The following is a 22815-nucleotide window of genomic DNA, read 5'->3' on the forward strand; positions in this document are numbered from 1 at the left end:
AAAGACAACCCTGACAGATATCAGCCAAGGCGATGATAGGCCATAAACCAGCCTATGCCCGACATAGCCCGCGCAAACAGAAACGCCCCGGCAAGCCGGGGCGTTCTGGGAGTTTACAAGGAGGGTGCAGCGCTCAACTCATTTGATGCCACTCTGACGCAGCGCGGCAGGCTGGAAGTCTGCCTTGCTGGCGGTGAAGCCAAAGTCGTAGGCGCGCTTCTCTTCGTTTTTCATGCCCAGTGCCAGGTAACGGCCCGATTGCAGGTCGTAGATGGACTCGAGGGTGTACCACGGCACTTGCTTGTCGTAGTAAGGCTGGGCATGCGCCTCGGACACGCGCCACAACTGGTTGCGCCCGTCGTACTGGTCGATCACGGCCGCTTGCCAGGTGTCCTCGTCGATGTAGAAGTCACGCTTGGCGTAGATGTGCCGCTGGCCCGGCTTCAGCGTGGCGACCACATGCCAGACGCGACGCAGCTCGTAACGGGCCAGGTCCTGGTTGATGTGACCGGCCTTGATGATATCGGCGTACTTGAGTTTCGGGTCATCGAGCTTGAAGGCGTTGGAGGCGATGTACAGCTCCTTCTTGCCTTCGAGTTTCCAGTCGTAGCGGTCTGGCGCACCGTTGAACATGTCCAGGTTGTCGGAGGTACGCAGGCCGTCGGCGGCGGTACCCGGGCCGTCGTACGACACTTGTGGCGCCTGGCGCACACGGCGCTGGCCGGCGTTGTAGATCCAGGCCTTGCGCGGTTCCTTGACCTGGTCGAGGGTCTCGTGCACCAGCAGCACGGTACCGGCCAGGCGCGACGGCGCGGTCACTTCCTGCATGAAGTAGAACAGCACGTTGCCCGGGTTGTTCGGGTCGTAGTCCTTCATCTTGTCGCGGAACACGAACTTGTCGCTGAAGTACACCAGGCTGTAGGAGCCGTTCGGCTGCGGTGTGGCCTGGGTGACCAGGCGCGAGACGCTGCCACCGCGGTAGCGGGTAATGTGGTTCCAGATTACCTCGAGGCCGTCCTTGGGAATCGGGAACGGCACCGCAGTGCGGAAATTGTTCAGGCCGTTGCCGCCTTCGACAAGCGTGGTTTTGGTGGCGTTTTCCTTGATGGCGGCGAACACATCGTCAGGCACCGTGGCGCCGCGGTGAGTCTTGTACACCGGGAGCTTGTAGCTGTCGGGGTAGCGCTTGAGCATCGCCATCTGGCCAGGCGAGAGTTTGTCCTTGTACTGCTCGGCGTTCTGCGCGGTGATGGTGAACAGCGGCTTTTCGCTGCCGTACGGGTCGGACAGGAAGCCCTTGGCGTCGGCGCTGCCGGCCGACTTGGACAGCGGCTCCCACGGGCCGATGGAGCCATCGGCGTTGCCGGCCTTTTCTGCGCCCATCGGCGTGAGGGTCGAGCCCAGCTTGGCCGCCTCGTCGGCGGACACCGCCGCCATGACGCTGGTGGCCAGCAGGGACATGCCCAATACACCGGCCTGCAGCAGACGTGTGGTCATTTTCATACTGTTGTCGTCCTGGATCAGTGTTCTTAGAAGTTCACGCCGAAGCTGAGCGCAACGAAGTCGCGGTCATCCACGGTGGTGTACTTGCCGTCGAAGAAGTTGGTGTACGACAGGCTCGCCGTGTAGGTGTTCTGGTACTCGGCATCCAGGCCCAGGCTGACGGCTTTGCGACCTTCCTCGAAGTTGCCGCCAGGGCCCGGGGAGTAACCGTCCACGTCATGGGACCAGGCCACGCTCGGCTTGAGGTTGACCCCCGCGAACACGTCCGGGTACTCCCAGATGGCACGGGCGCGGTAGCCCCACGAGGTGCTGGTGGTGAAACCGTCGCTGTTGCAGTTGCGCGAAACGTTGGCCCTGGAGCTGTTCAACCCGGAGCCTGCAAGAGTGGTGGCGTTGAGTGTCTGGCACATGCCATTGGGCAGTTCGCCAGGGCCGTACACCGGGTCACGACCGTAACGGGCCTTGCTGGTGCTTTCGAGGCCGCCGACATGGGTAACCCCAACCTCGCCGACCACCGTGAGGCGGCTGGCGCCCATGACCTGGTCGAAGAAGTGGGTGAAGGTGGTCTGGAACTGGGTGATCTCTTTACGCCGGTAACCGTGCAGGTCTTGCCCGGCAGTCCCTTGAAGCACCGAGGCGTTGCCGAACCCGGTCAGTGGCGTGACGCCAGCGAACAGGATATCGGTGGAGTTGAGCTGTACCGGAGCGTTGGGTCGGTAGCTCAGCTCGCCGCTCCAGGCGGTGCCGGTTGGCAACGTGGTGGAGAAGCTCAAGCCATAAAGACGGATGTCCTCCGGGTATTCCACGAAATACTGCGAATTGCCCGCAATGATGAGTGGGCGCAGGCCCGCCAGTGCGGCTGGCAGGGCATTGGCGCGAGTGAAGGCCGCTTGCGAAGCGCCCGTCGCACTGAAGATCGGCGCCCGGCTGTGGTAGTTCATGAAGTACGCGCCGAACTCGGTGTCCAGCGGCTCGAACATGTAGCGGAACGCCACGCCGAACTGGCCGCTGTCGCGGGCATCACGATCGGCGCCGCGGCGAACCAGCACGCCCTCTTCGTTGTAGTTGACGTTGTTGGCAGCAAGCACACCCCGGGCTGCGGCGGGCAGCGCGTTGAGGGTGCGGCTGCTGCTCAGTACCCGCAGGTTATCGGTGCAGCCATCGGCGATGATGTCCGGCTGCGAGAAGAAGGTGCCGCAGTTGTCGACGACGGTCTGGTCCCACTCGAGCTGGTAGAAGGCTTCGGCCGACAGGTTGTCGGTGAGGCTCTGCGAGACGTAGAACATGTTGACCGGGATCAGGCCTTCCTTCACCTCGGAGCCCGGGCGGCGGAATGCCGACACGTCGATCGGGTTGATCGAGTTGATGCCGCCGCCGATAAAGGTACTTTCACCCCAGCTGACCACCTGCTTGCCGAAGCGTACCGAGCCTGGCATGTCGCCGATGGAGTAGTTGTGGTAGACGAAGGCGTCGAGAATCTCCCCGCCCGAGGACTTGGCGCCCTCTTTGCGGTTGGAGTCGCTGATATCCTTGAACTCGCGGTTTTCGTCCTTCAACTCGAAGTCGTACCAGTACTTGCCGCGCACGAAAACGCCGGTGTCGCCGTACTTGAGCTCGAGGTCGTGGATGCCCTTGAAGATCTTCGAGAAGGTTTCGCCTTTCTTGAAGTTCAGGTGGCCGTCGTCGGAGGTTTGCGACAGCCCCTTGCCGCCGTTGTTGGCCCCGATGAGGTTCTGGTTGGGGTTGGCAGTCGACCAACTGGCGCCGATGGAGAGCGACGAGTCGAACTGGCCTTCGATTTCCCCGATGTTGAAGCTGACAGCGAAAGCAGGACTTGCGAGCGTAGAAGCGAGGCTGACGGCCAGAGGCAGACGTGCCCGGCGCCAGAACGGGTTTGCAGATGTCATCGACGCTACTCCATGTACTTTATTGTTATGGCAGTGAGTCCCTTCAAGAACGGCTCGAGCGCCCGGTGACGCAGGCTCCTGCCCGTGGCGCTGCGCATGCCGCGCGTCGCCTCCCCCATTCCTGAAATTCCCCTGACCCGACTATAGCCAGCGGTCACAGGCGCTTGATCCCTCTAAAGTGTGATTTGTGTTGCGTGGCCGTGACACACCTCGGTAACCCGCCGGGGTGCCGACAGTGCTCAAGCATGGACCAATTTTATCGTTTGGCAAGGCGCCAACCGCTCTGGCACGCGGCCCATAACCTTAATGGCATGGGCCGCGTGCGGTTACAAGGTGGACAGGAATGCGCTGTTACTGGCCTGCCACTGGGTGATGTCCAGGCGGATGCGCTTCTTGTCGAGCTTGCCAACGCTGGTCTTGGGAATTTCAGTAACAACGGCGATCTGGCTTGGGATCGCCCACTTGTTGATGTGCCCCTGCTCGACGAACGGCTTGAGGTGCTCTTTCAAAGCACGTGCATCAAGGGCCTGGCCGTCGCGCAGCACCACCAGGGCAAACGGTCGTTCGCCCCACTGCGGGTCGGGCACCCCGACCACCGCCACTTCGCGCACTGCCGGATGGCGGCTGACCAGGTCTTCGAGGTCCAGCGACGAGATCCACTCGCCGCCGGTCTTGATCACATCCTTGATACGGTCGCGGATATCGATGAAGCCCATGCCGTCGAGGGTGGCCACATCGCCGGTGTGCAACCAACCGCCCTGCCAAAGCTCCTCGCTTTTTTCCGGTTCGTTGAAGTACCCCATGGTCAACCACGGCGCGCGCAGTACCAGTTCGCCCTGGGCCTCGCCATTGGCGGGCAGGAAGTTGCCATTGGCATCGACGATGGCCGCTTCCACCAGCGGCACCGGTACGCCAGCCTTGATCCGGTAGGTGACGCGCTCGTCCTCGCTGCCGGCCTGCAGCTCGTCGTTCAGGTGCGCGGCACTGATCAGCGGACAGGTTTCCGACATGCCATACGCCGCAGTGAGCTGGATGCCGCGGGCCAAGGCCGCTTGGTACAGGGCGCGGTTGAGCGCGCTGCCGCCGATGATGATCTTCCAGCCGCCAAAGTCCTGCCCTTGCGCGTTGGGGCAGTTGAGCAACATCTGCAGGATGGTCGGCACGCAGTGCGAGAACGTGACCTTCTCTTCGCGCCACAGCCGCACCAGCATGTCCGGCTCGTAGCGCCCCGGGTACACCTGCTTCATGCCCAGCATGGTGGCGGCATAGGGGATGCCCCAGGCATGCACGTGGAACATCGGGGTAATGGGCATGTACACATCGTTGCTGCCCAGCAGGCGCACGCTGTCGATGCTGCCGGTGACCGAGGCCTCGGCCAGGGTGTGCAGTACCAGCTGGCGGTGGGTAAAGTACACGCCTTTGGGGTTGCCGGTGGTGCCGGTGGTGTAGAAGGTGGTGGCCACCGAGTTTTCGTCAAAGTCAGGGAAGTCGTAGTGCGGGCTGGCGGCGGCCAGCAACTGCTCGTACTCGCCAACCAACCCGGGTAGCTCTGCGGATTTGTCCGGCCCGTCGGTCAGCAGCAGGGTCTTGTCCACGGTGGTCAACTGGCCGGCGATGGCCTGGTAGAGGCCGACGAAGTCGCTGTTGACCAGCACGAAGCGGTCTTCGGCGTGGTTCATGGTGTAGAGGATCTGCTCGGGCGACAGGCGCACGTTGATGGTGTGCACCACCGCGCCGATCATTGGGATGGCGAACATGCACTCGAGGTAGCGATGGCTATCCCAGTCCATCACCGCCACGGTGTCACCGGCCTTCACCCCGGCTTCGGTCAACACGTTGGCCAACCGTGCGATACGCTCGCTCAGCTGTGGATAAGTCAGCCGGATCTGGTCGCGGTAGACGATTTCGCGGGTTTTTTCGTAACGGCTGCCCGATATCAGCAGGCGCTTGATCAGCAGAGGGTATTGGTAGGCGCCCTCGGCGGGCTTGATGATGCGCGTCTGCAGCATGGAGTATCCCTTTTCTCGAAAACAGGCAGGACAATTCAGATACTTACTGTAGAACGGTGACGCACCGGTCAAATCAGCCGAAGGAATGATTTGGCGGGGCGAGGTATGAGTGGCAAGCGTTGACTCAAGGCGACCTGGCGCTCGACACTGCGGCTGATGGCCTCTTCGCGGGCAAGCCCGCTCCCACAGGTACAGCGCCAGCCTTGAAACCTGCGCGATACCTGTAGGAGCGGGCTTGCCCGCGAAAGCCCCACCCCATCCGTTGCGCCCCACCACCGGAGAGCCCCATGCCCAGTTTGCGTCGCGCCGTGTTTCTCGACCACCAGTCTCTCGACCTCGGTGACCTCGACCTGTCGCCACTCAGTCAGCAGTTCGACGAATTCGAGCTGTACGCCGCCACCGCCCCCGGGCAAGTGGCTGATCGGTTGCAGGGCGCAAGCGTGGTGGTCAGCAACAAGGTCATGCTCGACGCCGCGACGCTCGCAGCCAACCCGCAGCTGAAGCTGATCCTGGTGGCCGCCACCGGCACCAACAATGTCGACCTGGCCGCCGCCCGCGCCCAGGGCATCACCGTGTGCAACTGCCAGGGCTACGGCACCCCGTCGGTGGCCCAGCACACCATCGCCCTGTTGCTGGCCCTGGCCACCCGCCTGTGCGACTACCACCAGGCCGTGGCCACCGGCCAGTGGGCCAAGGCCAGCCAGTTCTGCCTGCTGGACTTCCCCATCGTCGAGTTGCAGGGCAAGACCCTCGGCCTGCTCGGCCATGGCGAGCTGGGCGGCGCCGTGGCGCGGCTGGCCGAAGCCTTCGGCATGCGTGTGCTGAGCGGGCAGATCCCAGGGCGCCCGGCGCGCGACGATCGCCTGCCACTGCATGAGCTGCTGCCACAGGCCGATGCGCTGACCCTGCACTGCCCGCTCAACGAACATACCCGGCACATGATCGGCGCCGGCGAACTGGCCCTGCTGAAAAAGGGCGCGCTGGTGGTCAACACCGCCCGCGGCGGCCTGATCGATGAACAAGCCCTGGCCGACGCCCTGCGCAGCGGCCACCTGGGTGGCGCCGCCACCGATGTGCTCAGCGTCGAGCCGCCGGCCAACGGCAACCCGCTGCTGGCGGCAGACATCCCGCGCCTGATCATCACCCCGCACAGCGCCTGGGGCGCGGTGGAATCGCGCCAGCGCATCGTCGGCCAGCTGGCCGAGAACGTGCAGGCCTTCTTCGCAGGCCAGCCGCGCCGCGTGGTCAGCTGAGCCCAGGGCCAGGCTCTGCTACACTGCGCCACTTTTTCAGGAGGCGTCGTCCATGGACCCGCGCAGTGAAGTGTTGCTCCGCCAGGCAGACCTGTTCCAGGGCCCGCTGCTGATCGCCGGTGCCCCCGCCGACGGCCTGCTCGCCGAGCTACCACAGGCCCATGCCTGGACCTGGCACGCCGGCGACCAGGCGCTGCTGCAGGGCCGCTTCGCCGGCCGCTGCCACCATGGTGTCGAGGCGCCCGCCGTGGCCTTCGACAGCGCCGTGCTGTTTCTACCCAAGTCCCGCGAACTGGCGGCCTACCTGCTCAACGCCCTGGCTTCGCGCCTGGCCGGGGGCACCCTGTACCTGGTGGGCGAAAAACGCGGCGGCATCGAGGGCGCGGCCAAGCAACTGCAAGCCTTCGGCAAGCCACGCAAGCTCGACAGCGCACGGCACTGCCAGCTGTGGCAAGTGACAGTGGACAACGCCCCTGAAGCCAAGCCGCTGGAAAGCCTGGCCGAACGCTTCGAACTGGCGCTGGCCGATGGCCCGCTGCAGGTGGTCAGCCTGCCAGGGGTGTTCAGCCATGGCCGCCTGGACAAGGGCAGTGCACTGTTGCTGGAACACCTTGACGACCTGCCGGTCGGCCAGGTGCTGGACTTCGGTTGCGGCGCTGGCGTGCTCGGGGCAACGGTCAAACGCCGTTACCCGCAAAGCCAGGTAACACTGCTGGACGTGGACGCCTTCGCCATCGCCGCCAGCCGCCTGACCCTGGCCGCCAACGGCCTGGAGGGCGAGGTGATCAGCGGTGATGGCATCGACGCCGCGCCCCAGGGACTGGACCTGATCCTGAGCAACCCGCCGTTCCACACCGGGGTGCACACGCATTACCAGGCAGCGGAGAATTTGCTGAAAAAATCTGGCCAACACCTGCGAAAAGGTGGCGAAATGCGGCTTGTCGCCAACAGTTTCCTGCGTTACCAGCCGCTGATCCAGGAGGCCTTGGGCAACTGTGAAACCCGCGCCGAAGCCATGGGTTTTCGTATTTACCGCGCCACACGCGGTTGAAAAACAGCGCTTGCCTAAAGCCATGGGCGTAGGCAGAATCCGCTCCGTCCTAGGGGAGTAGTCTCCCGCGAGCGCCCTGCTCGCCCGGTACGCGTCAACATACTTGGCCCACAGGCCATGGCGCGTACGACCCGCGGTCCGCACAGACGGGCCTGGGTTTGACAAGACCTATGACACGCACACCTTACCCGGGGCGGGGAGGCTGTACGTGTCATAGCCGTGTCGACCCGCCCCCGTAGGAATCCTGATGCTGGAATCGCTGCTCGTCCCCACCGCCATCGTTGCCCTCGCCGAAATCGGCGACAAGACGCAACTGCTCGCACTCATTCTTGCCGCACGTTTTCGCAAGCCGTGGCCAATCATTGCCGGCATCATCGCCGCCACCCTGGCCAACCATGCCGCAGCCGGCGCCGTGGGGGCGTGGGTCGGTGGTTTCTTCAGCGAATCGGTATTGCACTGGGTCCTGGCCGCAAGCTTCACCGCCACCGCGTTGTGGACCCTGGTGCCGGACAAGATGGACGATGACGAGAACCCGGCCAGGCGCTTCGGCCCGTTCCTGACCACGTTGATTGCGTTCTTCCTGGCGGAGATCGGCGACAAGACCCAGGTTGCCACGGTGATGCTGGCCGCCCAGTACCCGCACCTGATCATGGTGATCATCGGCACCACCCTGGGCATGCTGATTGCCAACGTGCCGGTGGTCCTGGCAGGTAATTTCGCGGCGGACAAACTGCCGCTGACGCTGATCCGTCGCCTGGCGGCGACTGCGTTCTTCGTACTGGCCGTGGTCGCCGTGTATTCGGCGATAAAGACCAGTGGCTGGATAGGCTGACCGTTTGAAAGGGGGCCGCCGTGCGGCCCCATCGCCGGCAAGCCGGCTGCTACAAGGTGTAGGGCCTTACTTCTTGGCCGCCTGATACAGCGGCATCACCTTGGGAATGGCCGCCTGCAGCGAAGCGATACGGCTGCTGGAGGCCGGGTGGGTGCTCATGAACTCGGGCGGCGCGCCTTCGGACGCCTTGCTCATCTTGTTCCACAGGGTGATCGCGGCGTTCGGGTCGTAGCCGGCACGCGCCGACAGCTCCAGCCCGATCAGGTCGGCTTCGTTCTCGTTGGCCCGGCTGTTGGGCAGGGTCATCGAGTAGTTCACCACGGTATCGGCCAGCGCCATGCTGTCCTGGCCCAGGCCGAACAGTGCACCGGCACCCTGGCGGGCCATTTCCACACCATAAGCCTTGGACATCGCTTCACGGCCATGCTCGCGCAGGGCGTGGGCAATTTCGTGGCCCATTACTGCAGCAATTTCAGCATCGGTCAGCTTGAGCTGGTCGATCAGGCCGGTGTAGACGATGATCTTGCCGCCTGGGCCGCAGTTGGCATTGAGCTCGTCGCTCTTGATCACGTTGACTTCCCATTTCCACTGCGCGGCATCCGGCCGGAACTGTGGAGCCTGGGCGATGAGGCGGTCGGCGATGGCCTGCACGCGCTTGGCATCGCTGCTGTTCTTGTCCAGTACGCCCTTGCTCGACGCCTCACCGAGGGTCTGCTGGTACGACTGGGCATACATCTGGTTGACCTCATCGGTCGAGAGCATGCTGAACATGTACTGCTTGCGCTCGACGCCAACGGCGCCGCCGCTGGTGGTATTGACCGCCTGGCAGCCGCCCAGCAGAACGCTGGCGCTCAACATGCTGACAACGAATGACTTACGCATGAAAACACTCCCTATTTACGTGCCGCGTATCCTAGGCGCTGACGCCCTCAGCCGCCAGAGCCACAGGTAAGATTTGCGCCTCTGCTCTCATGCTTTGGTATTAGCCCGCCGATAACACAAGCACACGACCTCCCTTGCGTGCGGAGCTTTTCATGAAGTTCAAGTCGATCCAGTTTTCCGTGGCGGCCCTGGCCGGCGCCGTCGTACTGAGCATTGTCGCAGCGCTGGTGCTCTACGCCGTGTATTCTGGCCAACGCACCCAGGCCTTGGTGCAGCAACGCACCCAGCAGCAATTCGAGGCGGTGATCGAGCAGCGCCTGTCGGCCCTGGCCCGCACCCAGGTCAGCGAGATCCAGCGCGGCCTTGAAGCCCCCCTTTCGATCGCCCGCAGCCTGGCCACCGGCAACGCCATGGTCGGCATGCAGGGCGCCGATGGCCGGCCGCTGATGCAGGTCGACCGCCAGTCACTGATCAACCAGCTCAAGCGCACTGTCGAGGTCAACCCAAGCGTACTCGGCGCCTACCTGGGCTGGGAGCCCAACGCCCTGGACCACGCCGACGCCCGTTATGTGGGCAGCAACCTGGTGGGCATCGACAGCGCCAGCGGGCGCTTTTTGCCCTGGTGGTTCCGCAACGGCGACGGCAGCCTTGGCCAGGACAAGCTGGCCGACGTCAACGACCGCACCGTGCTGGCCACCGGCGTACGCGCCAGCGAGTACTACCTGTGCCCCAAAGAATCGAAAAAGGCCTGCGTGATTGACCCGGCGCCCTACAAGGTGGGCGACAAGATGGTCATGCTCGCCTCGTTCGTCGAACCGATCATGATCGACGGCCAGTTCCAGGGCATGGCCGGCGCGGACCTTTCGGTGAACTTCATCCAGGACCTGCTCAGCGCTGCCGACCGCCAGCTGTATGACGGCGCCGGCGAAATGGCCCTGGTGTCGAGCAATGGCCGCCTGGTGGCCTATACCCGCGACCCGGCCAAGTTCGGCGAAAAGGCCAGCGACGTGCTCGATAGCGACGAGGCCGCAACCCTCAAGGGCCTGAGCGGTGAAGACCTGCACTACAAGGTCGCCCCCGGCAAGGGCCGCATCGAGCTGTACCTGCCGTTCCGTATCGCCGGTACCGACGCCCGCTGGACCCTGCTGCTGGAGCTGCCGCTGAGCGTGGTGATGACTGACGTCAACAAGTTGCAGCAAGACCTTGGCGAACAGCGCCGCACCGACATCGCCGGCATGACCGTGGTGGGCCTGGGCATCGCCGCCCTTGGCCTGCTGGTGATCTGGCTGCTGGCCCACGGCATCGCCCGCCCGCTGCGCCAGATGGTGGCGATGCTCGACGACATCGCCCAGGGCGAAGGCGACCTGACCCGCCGCCTGCACAGCGACCGGGCCGACGAACTGGGCGCCATCGCCAACGGCTTCAACACCTTCCTGGCCAAGTTGCAGGCGATGATCAGCCAGGTGGTGGGTTCGGTGCAGAAGGTCAGCGACTCGTCAGAGCACACCGCCGACATTGCCATCCGCACCAACCAGGGCGTGCACAAGCAAATGGCCGAAATCGACCTGGTGGCCACCGCCGTGCAACAAATGACCGCCACCGCCCAGGACGTGGCGCGCAATGCCACCCAAGCCGCCCAGGCGGCCGGCGAAGCGGACCGCGCCGCCAACCAGGGCCTGGATATCGTGCGTGACACCTCGCACTCCATCGGCGCACTGGCCAGCGAGATCGGCCGCGCGGTGACCGTGGTGCAGGACCTGGCCCGCGACAGCGAGAACATCAATGCCATCCTGGTGGCCATCCGCGCCATCGCCGAGCAAACCAACCTGCTGGCGCTCAACGCCGCCATCGAGGCGGCCCGGGCCGGCGAACAGGGCCGCGGCTTTGCGGTGGTGGCCGACGAGGTGCGCAACCTGGCGCAGAAGACCCAGCAGGCCACTGGCGAGATCCAGCAGATGATCCAGCAGTTGCAGCAGGGCACCCGCGAGGTGGTCAAGGTGATGGAGGACAGCCAGGGCAAGACCGATGTCAGTGTGCAGCAGGCCAGCCGCGCCGCGCAGTCGCTGGAGAGCATCACCCAGGCGGTGTCGGTGATCAACGACATGAACACCCAGATCGCCAGCGCCGCCGAGCAGCAGAGCGCGGTGGCCGACGACATCAACCGCAACGTGATCAATATCGGCCAGGTGGCTGGCGAGGTGGCCGGCGGCGCCGACGAGTCAAGCCAGGCCAGCGCCGAGCTGACCAAGCTGGCCGAACAGCAGCGGCGGTTGATCAATCAGTTCAGGGTCTGAGGCTGGCACATTCCCCTGTAGGAGCCGGCAAGCCGGCTTCTAGAACAAACTGCAACTCATTGATTTAACACGGTCCCTGTGGGAAGCGGCCTTGCCGGGGCGCCGTCCGGTCGAGATGGGCTGCGCAGCAGCCCCGGCAATCTTGCATGAGGCCGAGACCTTGGGGCCGCTTCGCGCCCCATCGCGACACAAGGCCGCTTCCCACAGAGACCGTGGCGTATCTGCGAAAGCAGTTCTCTGCGCGACAGCGCAACCCGCAGGGCTGGGTAATCAGCAATACAGTTGGGCCTACAGGCTTCACGCCGGAGTCAAACACTCCGGCCCGTCGAGTTTCGGGTCGTTGACGAACAGCGCCAGCGCCCGCTCGCGCAGGGTCGCCGGCGGCTTGGCCAGCAGTTCATGCAGGCGCGCCAGCGGGGTCTCGGGGTCGAGCCACAGGGCCTGCTCGGCTTCATCGAGTATCAACGGCCGGCGCTGGTTCATCGCCGCCTGGGTGATCACCGCGCAGCTCAGCCATTCTTGCTCCTGCACCGGGTAAACCTCCCACACCCCGGCAAAGAACAGCGAAGCCCCCTCCCCCGGCGTGACCCAGTACGGCCGCTTGCGCGCCGTGCCGCGCCATTCGTAGAACCCGTTGGCCGGCAGCAGGCAACGCCGCTGACGAAAGGCATCACGAAACATCGGCTGCTCGGCCAGGGTTTCGGCCCGCGCCTGGGCCGGGGTGCGCGACAGGTCAGTGAGCCAGGCCGGGGTCAGCCCCCAGCGGGCACTGGCCAACTGCCGCTCGCCGTCGAGCTGGCGCTGGATCAGCACCGAGGCGCCGGGCGAGATGTTCCATTGGGGCTGCTGGCCCGGGGGGAACCCCGGCAGGCCGGCAAAGGCCTGGGACCAGCGAAACAGGGCGTAGCGTCCACACATGGGCGAATTCAAAACCTAGCAGATCAGGGTTCCGGGGTAACTTTCCGGTTCGTCGCCGGCAAGGGGCTGGGCGGCATTGTACGCATCGATCAGCTGGCGTGCGTAACCGGCCTGCTCATCGGGTACCGCCAGGCCCAAAAGGCCCTGCATCGGCAACTCGCCAACGCCGCCCATCAGGTCGCGGCCCACCAGGTGCACCTCGATGCCCTCGCTGGCCAGCATACCCACCAGCATCTGCGCCTCCAGCAGGTTTTCCGGGTCGTAGATTCGTTGCATCAGTCGTTCTCGCCGTAGACATCGAGCATCCATTCCTCGCCATGAACCTGCAGCACGAAGCGGATAGGCTTGCAGCACACCTGGCAGTCCTCGATGTACTCCTGGTCACCGCCGGACAGGTCAACCGTGGTTTCCACTTGTTCACCACAATAAGGACAATCGTAGATCGCACTTTCCAGCATCGCGGCCTCCGTGGTGACTTGTGCGTATAATTGCCGGTCTGTTTACGGGGCCTGTGTGTGTCCGAGCCGTTTTTCGGACCCCGTCCCTACCTAATTACCCTAGCCGTTTCCAACAAGAGAGCATGATGGGCGAATTCGATGCCATCCGACCGTACGACGACGCTGAGGTCCCTGCCGTTCTGGCACGCCTGCTCAGCGACCCGGCATTCCTCGATATCCTCACCCACTTCCGCTTCCCGCGTGCGGCGGGCGCCTTCGGCTGGCTGCTCAAACCGCTGATCGCCCGGCGCCTGCGCCAGGAGTTCGCCGGCGTCACGTGTGTGTCGACCCTGCAGGACAAGGTCGAGTACTACGTCGACCGGACCATCGACCGCGCCACCGACGGCGTCACCTACACCGGCGTCGAGCAGCTCAAGGCGGGCACCGCCTACCTGTTCCTGGCCAACCACCGCGACATCGTGATGGACCCGGCGTTCGTCAACTATGCGGTGTACCACGCCGGCCTGCCGACCCCACGCATCGCCATCGGCGACAACCTGCTGCAAAAGCCCTTCGTCAGCGACATGATGCGCCTGAACAAGAGCTTCATCGTGCACCGCTCCATCAGCGGCCGGCGCGAAAAACTGGCGGCTTACCAGTTGCTGTCGGCCTACATCAACCACTCGATCCGCAACGACAGCGCCTCGATCTGGATCGCCCAGGCCGAAGGCCGCGCCAAGGACGGTGACGACCGCACCGACTCGGCGATCCTCAAGATGTTCCACATGAGCCGCAAGGACGAGCCGTTCGGCGCGGTGATCCAAAGCCTGAACCTGATCCCGGTGTCGATCAGCTACGAGTACGACCCGTGCGACCAGGCCAAGGCCCGCGAGCTGTACATCCGCGCCACCACCGGCAGCTACACCAAGGCGCCGGGCGAGGACGACAACAGCATCGCCCAGGGCATCACCGGCTACAAAGGCCGGGTGCACATCAACTTCGCCCCACCGGTGACCGAGTACCACGAGGACACCAAGCAGCTGGCCCAGGCCATCGACCGGCAGATTCTCGGCGGCTACCGATTGTTCCCGGTGCACTACCTGGCCTATGCGATGTGGGCTGAGAAGGATGAGGCACTGCAGGTGCCGAGCGCCGAGAAGGTGTTCCCGGCTGAAGAGCTGCAAAAGGCCCGCGAAGAATGGCAGCGCCGCCTGGACGCCTGCCCGGTGGAGCAGCAGCCTTATCTGGTGCAGCAATACGCGACGCCGGTGCGCAACCAGTACCAGGTCAAGCGCCAGCCGCAGTCCGCCTGATACGCGCTTTTACGCGATCTTTGGGTGCTGCCCCTGTAGGAACCGGCTTGCCGGCAAGCACCGGCGCAGCCGGTGCCATGTGTGTTGCCGGTGATGCGCACATCGCCGGCAAGCCGGCTCCTACAGGGTCATTCAACCAGCGGTATCAAACCCAGGTACTGAACCACGACAGCAGCAGCGCCATCGCCAGGCACGAAAAGCCGAGAATGTAGTAGTAGCGCGGCACCCGCATGTCGAAGGCATCCACCAGGCCCTCGTCCACTGCCAGGCTCTCGCGGGTCATCGCCGCGCGGCGCCGGGCACTGTGCAGCAACAGCCCGCCCGGGCAGGTAATCAGCAGGGCCAGCAGGTTGATCAGCTTGGCCGGATGGGCAGCCAGAAAGCCCATGAGCACTTGCAACGACATCGTCACGACCTCGGTATCGGGTTTTGCAAAGCCCGGCATTCTACCCAAGCCCAGCGCCTGCCCCTGATCTTTGCGACCAAGTGTCACAAAATTTCATCTGTCATACGCTCGTCATCAAGGCAGGCCACCCTGTCGGCCTTCACCAGACCGGAGCTAGACATGCTGCACGCGGAGAACCAGGACCGTCTCTACCTCGTGGCCCAGAGCGACGAACAACAGGCGCTGATCGACGGTTTCGCCATCAACGTACAGGACCGCCAGTGGCTGGTGTACTGCGCCCTGGGCGGGCACAGCCATGACGACTTGCCCGAGGTGGATGTGCACACCGGAATCAGCCTGCTGGACTTTCACGTTCAGGCGGCCTGACCCCATCGCCGGCGCCTGAAGGCCACGCGCCCCCCCTGTAGGAGCCGGCTTGCCGGCGATGACGCCAGCACAGGCGATACAACACAGTGGCTCCCACAGGGCATCCCCCTGCACCACCGCACCCCACAAAAAAGCCCGCTGCCAGTCACCCTGGCAGCGGGCTTTTTGCGTTACCGCGAAGCGTTTACTCGCCCAGCACCTGACCGATGGTCGGGTCCTTGAACAGGCGGGTCAGGGCATCGCTCAACACGTCGCCCACCAGCTTGGTGTTGGTTTCCTGGTTCGGCGCCATGCCGAAGCGCTGGTCCAGCGAGGCGCCGTAGCGGCCGCTGTAACGGCGGTTGGCGTTGGACACGTCGGCACGGAAGGTGGCGCCGATGGTGGCCTCGGTCACGTACAGGTTGTCCTTGGGCGACTGGTACTTCAGCTCGGCCAGGGTGACGGTCAATTGCGGCGCGTTGCCAGCGTTCGGCGTCGGGGTGAAGCCAAGCAGGCGTACCGCAGCCTCGGCCTGGGCCTGCAGCTTGGGCACGACATCGTTGCCGTTGACGGTGATGGTGCTGGTTTCAGGGTACATGCCACCGCGGGTGCCCAGCGACTGCGAAGCCCGGCCATCGACGACCCTGACCACCACCGGCTGGCCATGGCCAACCGGCGCCAGCTGTTGCGTGAGCTTGGGCTGCGGGCTGAGTTGTTGCGGGCTGTGGGCACAACCGGCCAGGCTCAGGCTGGCCACCGCGAACATACCGAACAACAGACGTTGCAACATGCGCGTTTCTCCAGAAAAAGCGACAAAGGCCCACAGTATACCCAGCGCACCACAGGCCAGCCATCGGCCCGGGCCGCTTGTCACAATGGTTTCATGGCCTCGCCGTTATCCTTGCCCCAGCCCGATCTGAACAGGAACCCCCTGCCATGAGCTCGTTCTGGAACCTGCTGCAACGCCCGCGCCGAGCCACCTACGCCCGCCTCGACAGCGACGGCATCTGCCTGGGCTTTCGCCAGTGCAGCCAGCCGCCGGCCGCCAGTGGCTGGGTCCAGGTCAGCGAAGCGCACCTGGGCTGGCTGGGCCACCCCCTGCCCGCCAGCGCCCGGGTTTGCGCCCGTGCAAGGCGCCGTTGGCAGCTGCGCACCCTGCTAGCCTGACAAACGCTGCAATAAAAACCCAAGAAGAACGACCTTTCTGCCCGCGACCTCGTTATAATCTCCCCCCGATTATAAGGACGTCTCCTGATCGGGCCCCGCATTCGCCGATTGACCCCGGCACCCTCGAAGCTTCGCCCACAGAGAGCCTTCCACTCAGGTCTTGCATTGGCTGTCGTGCCTGCTGTTCCGGCCTTCCGCTTCGCATGAACCTGCGGGTTGCCATCGCGCAGTCCCCTTTTGAGGTTCACGTCTCCAAAAGAGCGTGAAAAAACGGTTTTCACTACTTCACAAGAGTGTGGCGAGCAAATGAACAGTCTGGCATGTGCAAAAGCGGCAGATGTGTCCCGAACAGCCCTGAACAGGCGGCTAAAACACTCATCCGGCATGGGTGTCTGAGGTCGTTCCATAGCGCACGCACGACACCTTGACCATAAGTCGAATTGCCGCACCCGTGGCAATCAGGGTTCAATATCGCAACCCGAAGGCTGATTGGCGGTGTCTGCGCAAGTAGCAAGAACTGCGAAGAGTCGGACATGGCGCCCCTGGCAACCCCAGTGGTCCTATGCTGTCAATTAGGTAGCTGTAGATTGTGGAGACGCGTTAAATGGCGCAGAACGAATCGGTTGATGTAGTACTGGTAGGCGCAGGCATCATGAGTGCCACCCTGGCCGTACTGCTCAAGGAGCTTGACCCGACCCTGAAGCTTGAGGTCGTCGAGGCCATGGACTCCGGGGCCGCTGAAAGTTCCAACCCCTGGAACAACGCAGGTACCGGCCATGCCGGCCTGTGCGAGCTGAATTACACCCCGCAGGCCGCCGATGGCAGCATCGACATCAAGAAGGCCGTGCACATCAATACCCAGTTCGAGGTGTCGCGCCAGTTCTGGGCGTACCTTGCCAAAAAAGGCAGCTTCGGCTCGCCGCGCGCCTTCATCAACCCGGTCCCGCACCTGAGCTACGTCGAAGGTGACAAGGGTGTCGACTTCCTCAAGAAGCGCTTCGAGCTGCTCAAGCAGCACCATGCCTTCGCCGAGATGGAGTACACCGAAGACAAGGCCGTGATGAACGACTGGATGCCGCTGATGATGCCGGGCCGCCCGGCCGACCAGCGCATCGCCGCCACCCGCGTGATGAAAGGCACCGACGTCAACTTCGGCGCCCTGACCAACAAGCTGCTCAAGCAACTGGGCAACACCCCGGACGCGCAGGTCAAGTACAGCAAGAAGGTCGTCGGCCTGCGCCGTAACGGCAGCGGCTGGACCGTGAGCATCAAGGACGTCAACAGCGGCAGCAGCCGTGAAGTCGACGCCCGCTTCGTCTTCCTCGGCGCCGGCGGCGCGGCCCTGCCGCTGCTGCAGGCTTCCGGCATCCCCGAAAGCAAAGGCTTCGGCGGCTTCCCGGTCAGCGGCCAGTGGCTGCGTTGCGACAACCCGGAAATCGTCAAGCAGCACCAGGCCAAGGTCTACAGCCAGGCCGCAGTCGGCGCTCCGCCGATGTCGGTGCCGCACCTGGACACCCGCGTGGTCGACGGCAAGAAATCGCTGCTGTTCGGGCCGTACGCCGGCTTCACCACCAAGTTCCTCAAACACGGCTCGTTCATGGACCTGCCGCTGTCTGTGCGCATGGGCAACATCGGCCCGATGCTGGCGGTAGCCCGCGACAACATGGACCTGACCAAGTACCTGGTCAGCGAAGTGATGCAGTCGATGGAGCAACGCCTGGAGTCGCTGCGCCGCTTCTATCCTGAGGCCAAGGCCGAGGACTGGCGCCTGGAAGTGGCCGGCCAGCGCGTGCAGATCATCAAGAAGGACCCGAAAAAGGGCGGCATCCTGCAGTTCGGTACCGAGCTGGTCTCGGCCCAGGACGGCAGCCTGGCCGCGCTGCTCGGCGCATCCCCGGGCGCTTCGGTGACTGTGTCGATCATGCTCGAGCTGATCGAGCGCTGCTTCCCTGAGCAGGCCAAGGGCGCCTGGGCTGGCAAGCTCAAGGAGATCTTCCCGGCCCGCGAGAAGGTACTGGCTGCCGATGCCGCGCTGTACCACAAGATCAGCGCCGACAATGACGTGGCGCTGGAGTTGGTGGAAAGCAGCCCGGCCAAGCATTACGCCTGAGCAACTGGCTGAAACCCAAAAACGCCCCTCGGGGCGTTTTTTTGTGCCTGTGCTTCCAGGCCTGCACCGCCCCCCCTGTAGGAGCGGCCTTGTGTCGCGAAAGGCCTGCGCAGCAGGCCCGGCAATCTTGCATGATGCAAAAATCCTGGGTCTGCTACGCAGACCTTTCGCGACACAAGGCCGCTCCTACAGGCGAGCAACCCGCGCCGGATCAGCCGCGGGCGTTACCGATGATCTCGATGTACTCCGGCGCATTGCGCTGGTCGGCGATCACTTCGACGAAGGTCTTGCCGTGCTCGTCCTTGCCGTCCACGTCATGCCCGGCCTCGACGAAAAAGCCGACAAAGCGCTCGAAGTCGTCGACACGCAGGCCACGGTAGGCCTTGATCAGCTTGTGGTGCGAGGGCGAGGTCAGGCCATCGGCCGGCTCGAATTGCAGGAAGCTCTTGATGTAGTCATCGCTGATCTCGTCACCAATCACCTGTTTCTTGTCTTTACGCATCGCCGACTCCAACTAAGCCATCACGGAATTTCGAAGGCCGGCAGTGTAACCCCCGGCCCCGCCTGCCTCAACGCGTACGTACGGTGCCGGTGTGCAGGTCGGCCCAGATGTGGCCGTTGGGGTAGCTGAGAAACTGCACGTAGAGGGTTTCGTTGCGCAGCAGGTCCATGATCACCCGGTAGTCGGCCATGGGGTAGTTGAGCGTGAGGGTGCGGGTCTTGTCGTCGAACACCGGCTTTTTCAGGCTCTTGCCACCTTCACCGTCGAAGTTGAGCAGCACCTGGGCGATGGTCGCGCCCTTGTTCATCGGCTTGCCCTTCAGGCGCATCTGCAGCGAGGCGGTGATCGGGATGGGTTGCTGGTCGGACTGGCGCTGGGTGCCGACCACCACCGAGTAGTCGGTTACTTGCAGCAGTTGCTGGGCGGTAGGCGCCTCCTGGCGCAGCGAGAGGTCGTCGGCAGGCAGGAACTGGCTGTGCAGTGGGGCGGCGGACAGTGGCAGGCTCACCGCCAGCAGCAGGGGGAAGATCGCACGCATGTAGGGCTCCTTGGCATGAAGGGGCACTCTAGCATGGTCGGTTTGCCTGTAACGGCCCTATCGCCGGCAAGCCGGCTCCTACATGGAGAACGTTTTTTCTGTAGGAGCCGGCTTGCCGGCGATGAGGTCAGTCGAACTGCGCGCGCATCCAGGCCTGGTAGTCGGGCACACCCGGCTCGCCTTCACGCGGCGCCCAGTGGGCATGCTCGCCCTCGCCCACCGGGCGGTACGGCCCGGCCTTGCATTCGAACAGGATGCTGTCCGGCTCCAGCACCACCAAGCCGTGGTAGGTACCCGGGGCCAGGTCGACCCCCAGGCAGTCGCCACCGGCCTGCAACACGCGCTGGTCGAGCAACGCGCCGTCATCCGCGAACAACAGCAACCCCAGACGCCCCTTGAGCACGATCAGCGTCTCGGCCTTGTCCTCGCCCAGGTGGCGGTGCGGGGCAATGTAGGTATCAGGCTGCAGGCCCACCGCCATGCGGTGGCAGGGCTCGGCCATGTCATGCAGGTTGTGGTGCTGGCGGCCACGGGGGTTGGCCGCGGCCTGTGCGGCCAGCCCGGCGAACAACGACTGGTCGAGGAACGCGGGCTGGCGCATGGCTTACAGGCCTTTGACGGCGAAGATGCCGTTGGCGTTGCGCCAGTAGCCTTTGTAGTCCATGCCGTAGCCGAAGATGTAGCGGTCCACGCAGGGCAGGCCGACATAGTTGGCTTTAAGGTCGGGGCTGGCCTTGCGGTCGTGGTCCTTGTCGATCAGCACCGCAGTGTGCACCGAGCGGGCGCCGGCGTGCTTGCAGAACTCGATGATGGCGCTGAGGGTGTGGCCCTCGTCGAGAATATCGTCAACGATCAACACGTCGCGGTCGATGAACGACACTTCAGGCTTGGCTTTCCAGAACAGCTCGCCGCCGCTGGTCTGGTTACGGTAGCGGGTAGCGTGCAGGTACGAGGCTTCCAGCGGGAACTGCAGGTGGGTGAGCAGCTTGCCGGCAAAGATCAGGCCGCCGTTCATCACGCAGAAGACCACCGGGTTTTTATCGTGCAGGTCCTTGCAGATCTGCTCGCCGACCTTGGCGATGGCCGCTTCGACTTCGGCTTCGTTGTACAGGCAGTCTGCCTCGCGCATGACTTGACGGATGTGCTCGAGATCGGCGGACATGGCGCTCTCCAGGGGGGCGTTTTGGAAAAGCGGGCAAAGGTACGCATCCGCTCGTCCCAGATCAAGCCTTTATGGACTAACGTGCACAATGACTGCACGACAGGCAGGACTGAATAGATTAACCTAGCGCGGTTTTTTTGCCCGCCTTCCGGAGCCCCCCCTATGCCCACTCGTGAGATCCGCCATCCGCTGATCCGCCACAAGCTCGGCCTGATGCGCCGCGCCGACATCAGCACCAAGAATTTTCGCGAACTCGCCCAGGAAGTCGGCGCGCTGCTGACCTATGAAGCCACCCAGGACCTGCCACTGGAAACCTACGAAATCGACGGCTGGTGCGGCAAGGTGCAAGTCGAGAAAATCGCCGGCAAGAAGATCACCGTGGTGCCGATCCTGCGCGCCGGTATCGGCATGCTCGACGGCGTGCTCAGCCTGATTCCGGGCGCCAAGGTCAGTGCCGTGGGCGTTGCCCGCAACGAGGAAACCCTCGAGGCGCACACCTATCTTGAAAAGCTCGCCCCGGACATCAACCAGCGCCTGGCCCTGATCATCGACCCGATGCTGGCCACCGGCGGCTCGATGGTCGCCACCATCGACCTGCTGAAAAAGGCCGGCTGCAAGGAGATCCGCGCCATGGTGCTGGTCGCCGCCCCGGAAGGCATCGAAGTGGTAGAAAAAGCCCACCCGGACGTGCAGATCTACACCGCCTCCATCGACCAGCGCCTGAACGAGCACGGCTACATCGTGCCGGGCCTGGGCGATGCCGGTGACAAGATCTTCGGCACCAAACAGAAGGACGCCTGACCATGCAGGACGGCTTCAACGACCCGCTGTGGCGCCAGGTCGTCTCGGGCGCGCAGATGCTCTTCGTGGCATTCGGCGCGCTGGTGCTAATGCCGCTGATCACCGGCCTGGACCCCAATGTGGCCCTGTTCACCGCCGGCATCGGCACCCTGCTGTTCCAACTGGTCACGGGCCGTCAGGTGCCGGTGTTCCTGGCGTCGAGCTTTGCCTTCATTACCCCGATCATTCTCGCCAAGGGCCAGTTCGGCCTGGCCGAAACCATGGGCGGGGTGATGGCGGCAGGCTTCGTTTACACCTTCATGGGCCTGATGGTGAAAATCAAGGGCACCGGTTTCATCGACCGCATGCTGCCCCCGGTAGTCATCGGCCCGGTGATCATTTCCATCGGCCTGGCTATGGCGCCGATCGCCGCCAACATGGCCATGGGCAAGGGCGGTGACGGCGCAGCGCTGATGCCGTACAAGACCGCCATGCTGATCTCCATGCCGGCGCTGCTGACCACCCTGATCGTGGCCGTATTCGGCAAAGGCATCTTCCGCCTGGTGCCGATCATTGCCGGCGTGCTGGTGGGCTTTGCCCTGTCGTTCGCCTTTGGCGTGGTCGACACCGCAAAAATCGCCGCCGCGCCCTGGCTTGAGCTGCCCAACTTCACCGCGCCCGCGTTCAACTGGCAGGCCATCCTGTTCATCGTCCCGGTGGCCCTGGCCCCGGCCATCGAACACATCGGTGGGGTTATCGCCGTGGGTAGCGTGACCGGCCGTGACTACCTGAAAAAGCCCGGCCTGCACCGCACCCTGCTGGGCGACGGCCTGGCCACCACTGCAGCCGGCCTGTTCGGCGGCCCGCCAAACACCACCTACGCCGAAGTGACTGGCGCGGTGATGCTGACCAAGAACTACAACCCGAAGATCATGACCTGGGCGGCGATATTCGCCATCACCCTGGCCTTCATCGGCAAGTTCGGTGCGCTGCTGCAGAGTATTCCGGTACCGGTGATGGGCGGCATTCTGTGCCTGCTGTTCGGCTCCATCGCGGCGGTGGGCTTGAACACCATGATCCGCCACAAAGTCGACCTGAGTGAGGCACGCAACCTGGTGATCGTCTCGGTGACCCTGGTGTTCGGCATTGGCGGCGTGCTCATCGGCAGCGGCGACGGCCCGGACGACTGGGGCCTGAAGGGTATCGCCCTGTGTGCCATCGTGGCCATTGCCCTGAACCTGCTGCTGCCGGGCAATGATAGCTGGAAGCACAAGCAGCTGGATGACCGGCAGCCTTGATGCGGCGTTAGCCTGTACCGGCCCCTTCGCGGGGCAAGCCCGCTCCTACAGGGAAACGCAATCCTCTGTAGGAGCGGGCTTGCCCCGCGAAGAGGCCGGTACAGACTT

General features: G+C 64.0%; 23 protein-coding genes, 1 pseudogene and 1 riboswitch. Of the genes and pseudogenes, 11 read left to right on the forward strand and 13 right to left on the reverse strand.

The features are described 5' to 3' along the window. Positions 1-138: 138 nt before the first annotated feature. The 3 genes from KSS94_RS22840 to KSS94_RS22850 all read right to left on the reverse strand — a co-directional run bounded on the left by KSS94_RS22840 (position 139) and on the right by KSS94_RS22850 (position 5419). A complete protein-coding gene (locus KSS94_RS22840; RefSeq protein ID WP_217840316.1) occupies positions 139-1503 on the reverse strand; it encodes a DUF1329 domain-containing protein in 1365 nt (454 codons plus the stop codon). 26 nt (positions 1504-1529) lie between these two features. Next, the gene (locus KSS94_RS22845) at positions 1530-3410 is read right to left on the reverse strand and encodes a DUF1302 domain-containing protein (protein WP_217840317.1); all 1881 of its coding nucleotides are present in this window, start codon (positions 3408-3410) and stop codon (positions 1530-1532) included. Positions 3411-3736: 326 nt separating this feature from the next. Then, positions 3737-5419, reverse strand: coding sequence for a fatty acid--CoA ligase (locus KSS94_RS22850; RefSeq protein WP_217840318.1), 1683 nt, complete (start codon positions 5417-5419; stop codon positions 3737-3739). A gap of 287 nt (positions 5420-5706) precedes the next feature. Here KSS94_RS22850 and KSS94_RS22855 point away from each other — a divergent pair, with 287 nt between their 5' ends. From KSS94_RS22855 to KSS94_RS22865, 3 genes are all read left to right on the forward strand, one after another. Next, complete coding sequence (locus KSS94_RS22855; protein ID WP_217840319.1) at positions 5707-6672, forward strand: 2-hydroxyacid dehydrogenase; 966 nt, start codon at positions 5707-5709, stop codon at positions 6670-6672. A 52-nt stretch (positions 6673-6724) separates the two neighbouring features. Further along, positions 6725-7723 (forward strand): methyltransferase, encoded by a 999-nt coding sequence (locus KSS94_RS22860; RefSeq protein WP_217840320.1) that lies wholly within the window; start codon positions 6725-6727, stop codon positions 7721-7723. 40 nt (positions 7724-7763) lie between these two features. Further along, positions 7764-7883: riboswitch (yybP-ykoY riboswitch) on the forward strand. Positions 7884-7973: 90 nt separating this feature from the next. Then, on the forward strand, positions 7974-8555 hold the full coding sequence (locus tag KSS94_RS22865) for a TMEM165/GDT1 family protein (protein ID WP_217843647.1): 582 nt from the start codon (positions 7974-7976) through the stop codon (positions 8553-8555). 66 nt (positions 8556-8621) lie between these two features. Here the strand turns inward: KSS94_RS22865 and KSS94_RS22870 are convergent, their stop codons facing one another. Continuing rightward, positions 8622-9437: a M48 family metallopeptidase gene (locus tag KSS94_RS22870; RefSeq protein WP_217840321.1), complete on the reverse strand. Its 816-nt coding sequence runs from the start codon at positions 9435-9437 to the stop codon at positions 8622-8624. Between the two features lie 1235 nt (positions 9438-10672). Here KSS94_RS22870 and KSS94_RS27680 point away from each other — a divergent pair. Together KSS94_RS27680 and KSS94_RS27685 are read left to right on the forward strand one after the other, a co-directional pair. Continuing rightward, positions 10673-10876, forward strand: a pseudogene (locus KSS94_RS27680) (HAMP domain-containing protein); the annotation flags it as partial. Between the two features lie 111 nt (positions 10877-10987). Next, positions 10988-11731: a methyl-accepting chemotaxis protein gene (locus KSS94_RS27685; RefSeq protein WP_369992284.1), complete on the forward strand. Its 744-nt coding sequence runs from the start codon at positions 10988-10990 to the stop codon at positions 11729-11731. 297 nt (positions 11732-12028) lie between these two features. Here KSS94_RS27685 and KSS94_RS22880 read toward each other — a convergent pair whose 3' ends face one another. Genes KSS94_RS22880 through KSS94_RS22890 form a run of 3 tightly spaced genes read right to left on the reverse strand, consistent with a single transcriptional unit; the run spans position 12029 to position 13107 of the window. After that, complete coding sequence (locus tag KSS94_RS22880; protein ID WP_217840323.1) at positions 12029-12649, reverse strand: SOS response-associated peptidase; 621 nt, start codon at positions 12647-12649, stop codon at positions 12029-12031. 15 nt (positions 12650-12664) lie between these two features. Continuing rightward, positions 12665-12925: a putative signal transducing protein gene (locus KSS94_RS22885; RefSeq protein WP_217840324.1), complete on the reverse strand. Its 261-nt coding sequence runs from the start codon at positions 12923-12925 to the stop codon at positions 12665-12667. Next, on the reverse strand, positions 12925-13107 hold the full coding sequence (locus KSS94_RS22890) for a CPXCG motif-containing cysteine-rich protein (protein WP_217840325.1): 183 nt from the start codon (positions 13105-13107) through the stop codon (positions 12925-12927). Before KSS94_RS22890 ends, KSS94_RS22885 begins: the two co-directional genes overlap by 1 nt. A gap of 125 nt (positions 13108-13232) precedes the next feature. On the opposite strand from KSS94_RS22890, the gene KSS94_RS22895 reads away from it, so the two are divergent. Then, entirely contained in the window at positions 13233-14399 is a 1167-nt protein-coding gene (locus KSS94_RS22895; RefSeq protein WP_217843648.1) for a 1-acyl-sn-glycerol-3-phosphate acyltransferase, read from the forward strand. 145 nt (positions 14400-14544) lie between these two features. Here KSS94_RS22895 and KSS94_RS22900 read toward each other — a convergent pair whose 3' ends face one another. Further along, positions 14545-14805, reverse strand: a complete 261-nt coding sequence (locus KSS94_RS22900) for a hypothetical protein (RefSeq protein ID WP_217840326.1) — start codon at positions 14803-14805, stop codon at positions 14545-14547. Between the two features lie 159 nt (positions 14806-14964). Between KSS94_RS22900 and KSS94_RS22905 the strand changes: the two genes are divergently transcribed. Further along, positions 14965-15171 (forward strand): hypothetical protein, encoded by a 207-nt coding sequence (locus KSS94_RS22905; RefSeq protein ID WP_217840327.1) that lies wholly within the window; start codon positions 14965-14967, stop codon positions 15169-15171. A 184-nt stretch (positions 15172-15355) separates the two neighbouring features. Here KSS94_RS22905 and KSS94_RS22910 read toward each other — a convergent pair whose 3' ends face one another. Beyond that, positions 15356-15940, reverse strand: coding sequence for a YajG family lipoprotein (locus tag KSS94_RS22910; protein WP_217840328.1), 585 nt, complete (start codon positions 15938-15940; stop codon positions 15356-15358). A 146-nt stretch (positions 15941-16086) separates the two neighbouring features. Between KSS94_RS22910 and KSS94_RS22915 the strand changes: the two genes are divergently transcribed. Continuing rightward, on the forward strand, positions 16087-16317 hold the full coding sequence (locus KSS94_RS22915) for a hypothetical protein (protein ID WP_217840329.1): 231 nt from the start codon (positions 16087-16089) through the stop codon (positions 16315-16317). A 604-nt stretch (positions 16318-16921) separates the two neighbouring features. After that, positions 16922-18427 (forward strand): malate dehydrogenase (quinone), encoded by a 1506-nt coding sequence (gene mqo, locus KSS94_RS22920; protein ID WP_217840330.1) that lies wholly within the window; start codon positions 16922-16924, stop codon positions 18425-18427. A gap of 211 nt (positions 18428-18638) precedes the next feature. Here mqo and KSS94_RS22925 read toward each other — a convergent pair whose 3' ends face one another. From KSS94_RS22925 to KSS94_RS22940, 4 genes are all read right to left on the reverse strand, one after another. Then, positions 18639-18929 carry a PA4642 family protein gene (locus KSS94_RS22925; RefSeq protein WP_217840331.1) on the reverse strand — a complete coding sequence of 97 codons (291 nt, stop codon included), beginning with the start codon at positions 18927-18929 and terminating at the stop codon, positions 18639-18641. Between the two features lie 67 nt (positions 18930-18996). Next, complete coding sequence (locus tag KSS94_RS22930) at positions 18997-19467, reverse strand: hypothetical protein (protein WP_217840332.1); 471 nt, start codon at positions 19465-19467, stop codon at positions 18997-18999. Between the two features lie 127 nt (positions 19468-19594). Continuing rightward, on the reverse strand, positions 19595-20068 hold the full coding sequence (locus tag KSS94_RS22935; RefSeq protein WP_217840333.1) for a WbuC family cupin fold metalloprotein: 474 nt from the start codon (positions 20066-20068) through the stop codon (positions 19595-19597). Positions 20069-20071: 3 nt separating this feature from the next. Beyond that, positions 20072-20629, reverse strand: a complete 558-nt coding sequence (locus KSS94_RS22940; protein ID WP_217840334.1) for a hypoxanthine-guanine phosphoribosyltransferase — start codon at positions 20627-20629, stop codon at positions 20072-20074. 162 nt (positions 20630-20791) lie between these two features. Between KSS94_RS22940 and upp the strand changes: the two genes are divergently transcribed. Together upp and KSS94_RS22950 are read left to right on the forward strand one after the other, a co-directional pair. Beyond that, positions 20792-21430, forward strand: a complete 639-nt coding sequence (gene upp / locus KSS94_RS22945; protein WP_011532223.1) for a uracil phosphoribosyltransferase — start codon at positions 20792-20794, stop codon at positions 21428-21430. Positions 21431-21432: 2 nt separating this feature from the next. After that, positions 21433-22707, forward strand: a complete 1275-nt coding sequence (locus KSS94_RS22950) for a uracil-xanthine permease family protein (RefSeq protein ID WP_217840335.1) — start codon at positions 21433-21435, stop codon at positions 22705-22707. The last annotated feature ends 108 nt before the right edge of the window (positions 22708-22815 follow it).

Source organism: Pseudomonas fakonensis (assembly GCF_019139895.1).
Taxonomy (GTDB): Bacteria; Pseudomonadota; Gammaproteobacteria; order Pseudomonadales; family Pseudomonadaceae; genus Aquipseudomonas; species Aquipseudomonas fakonensis.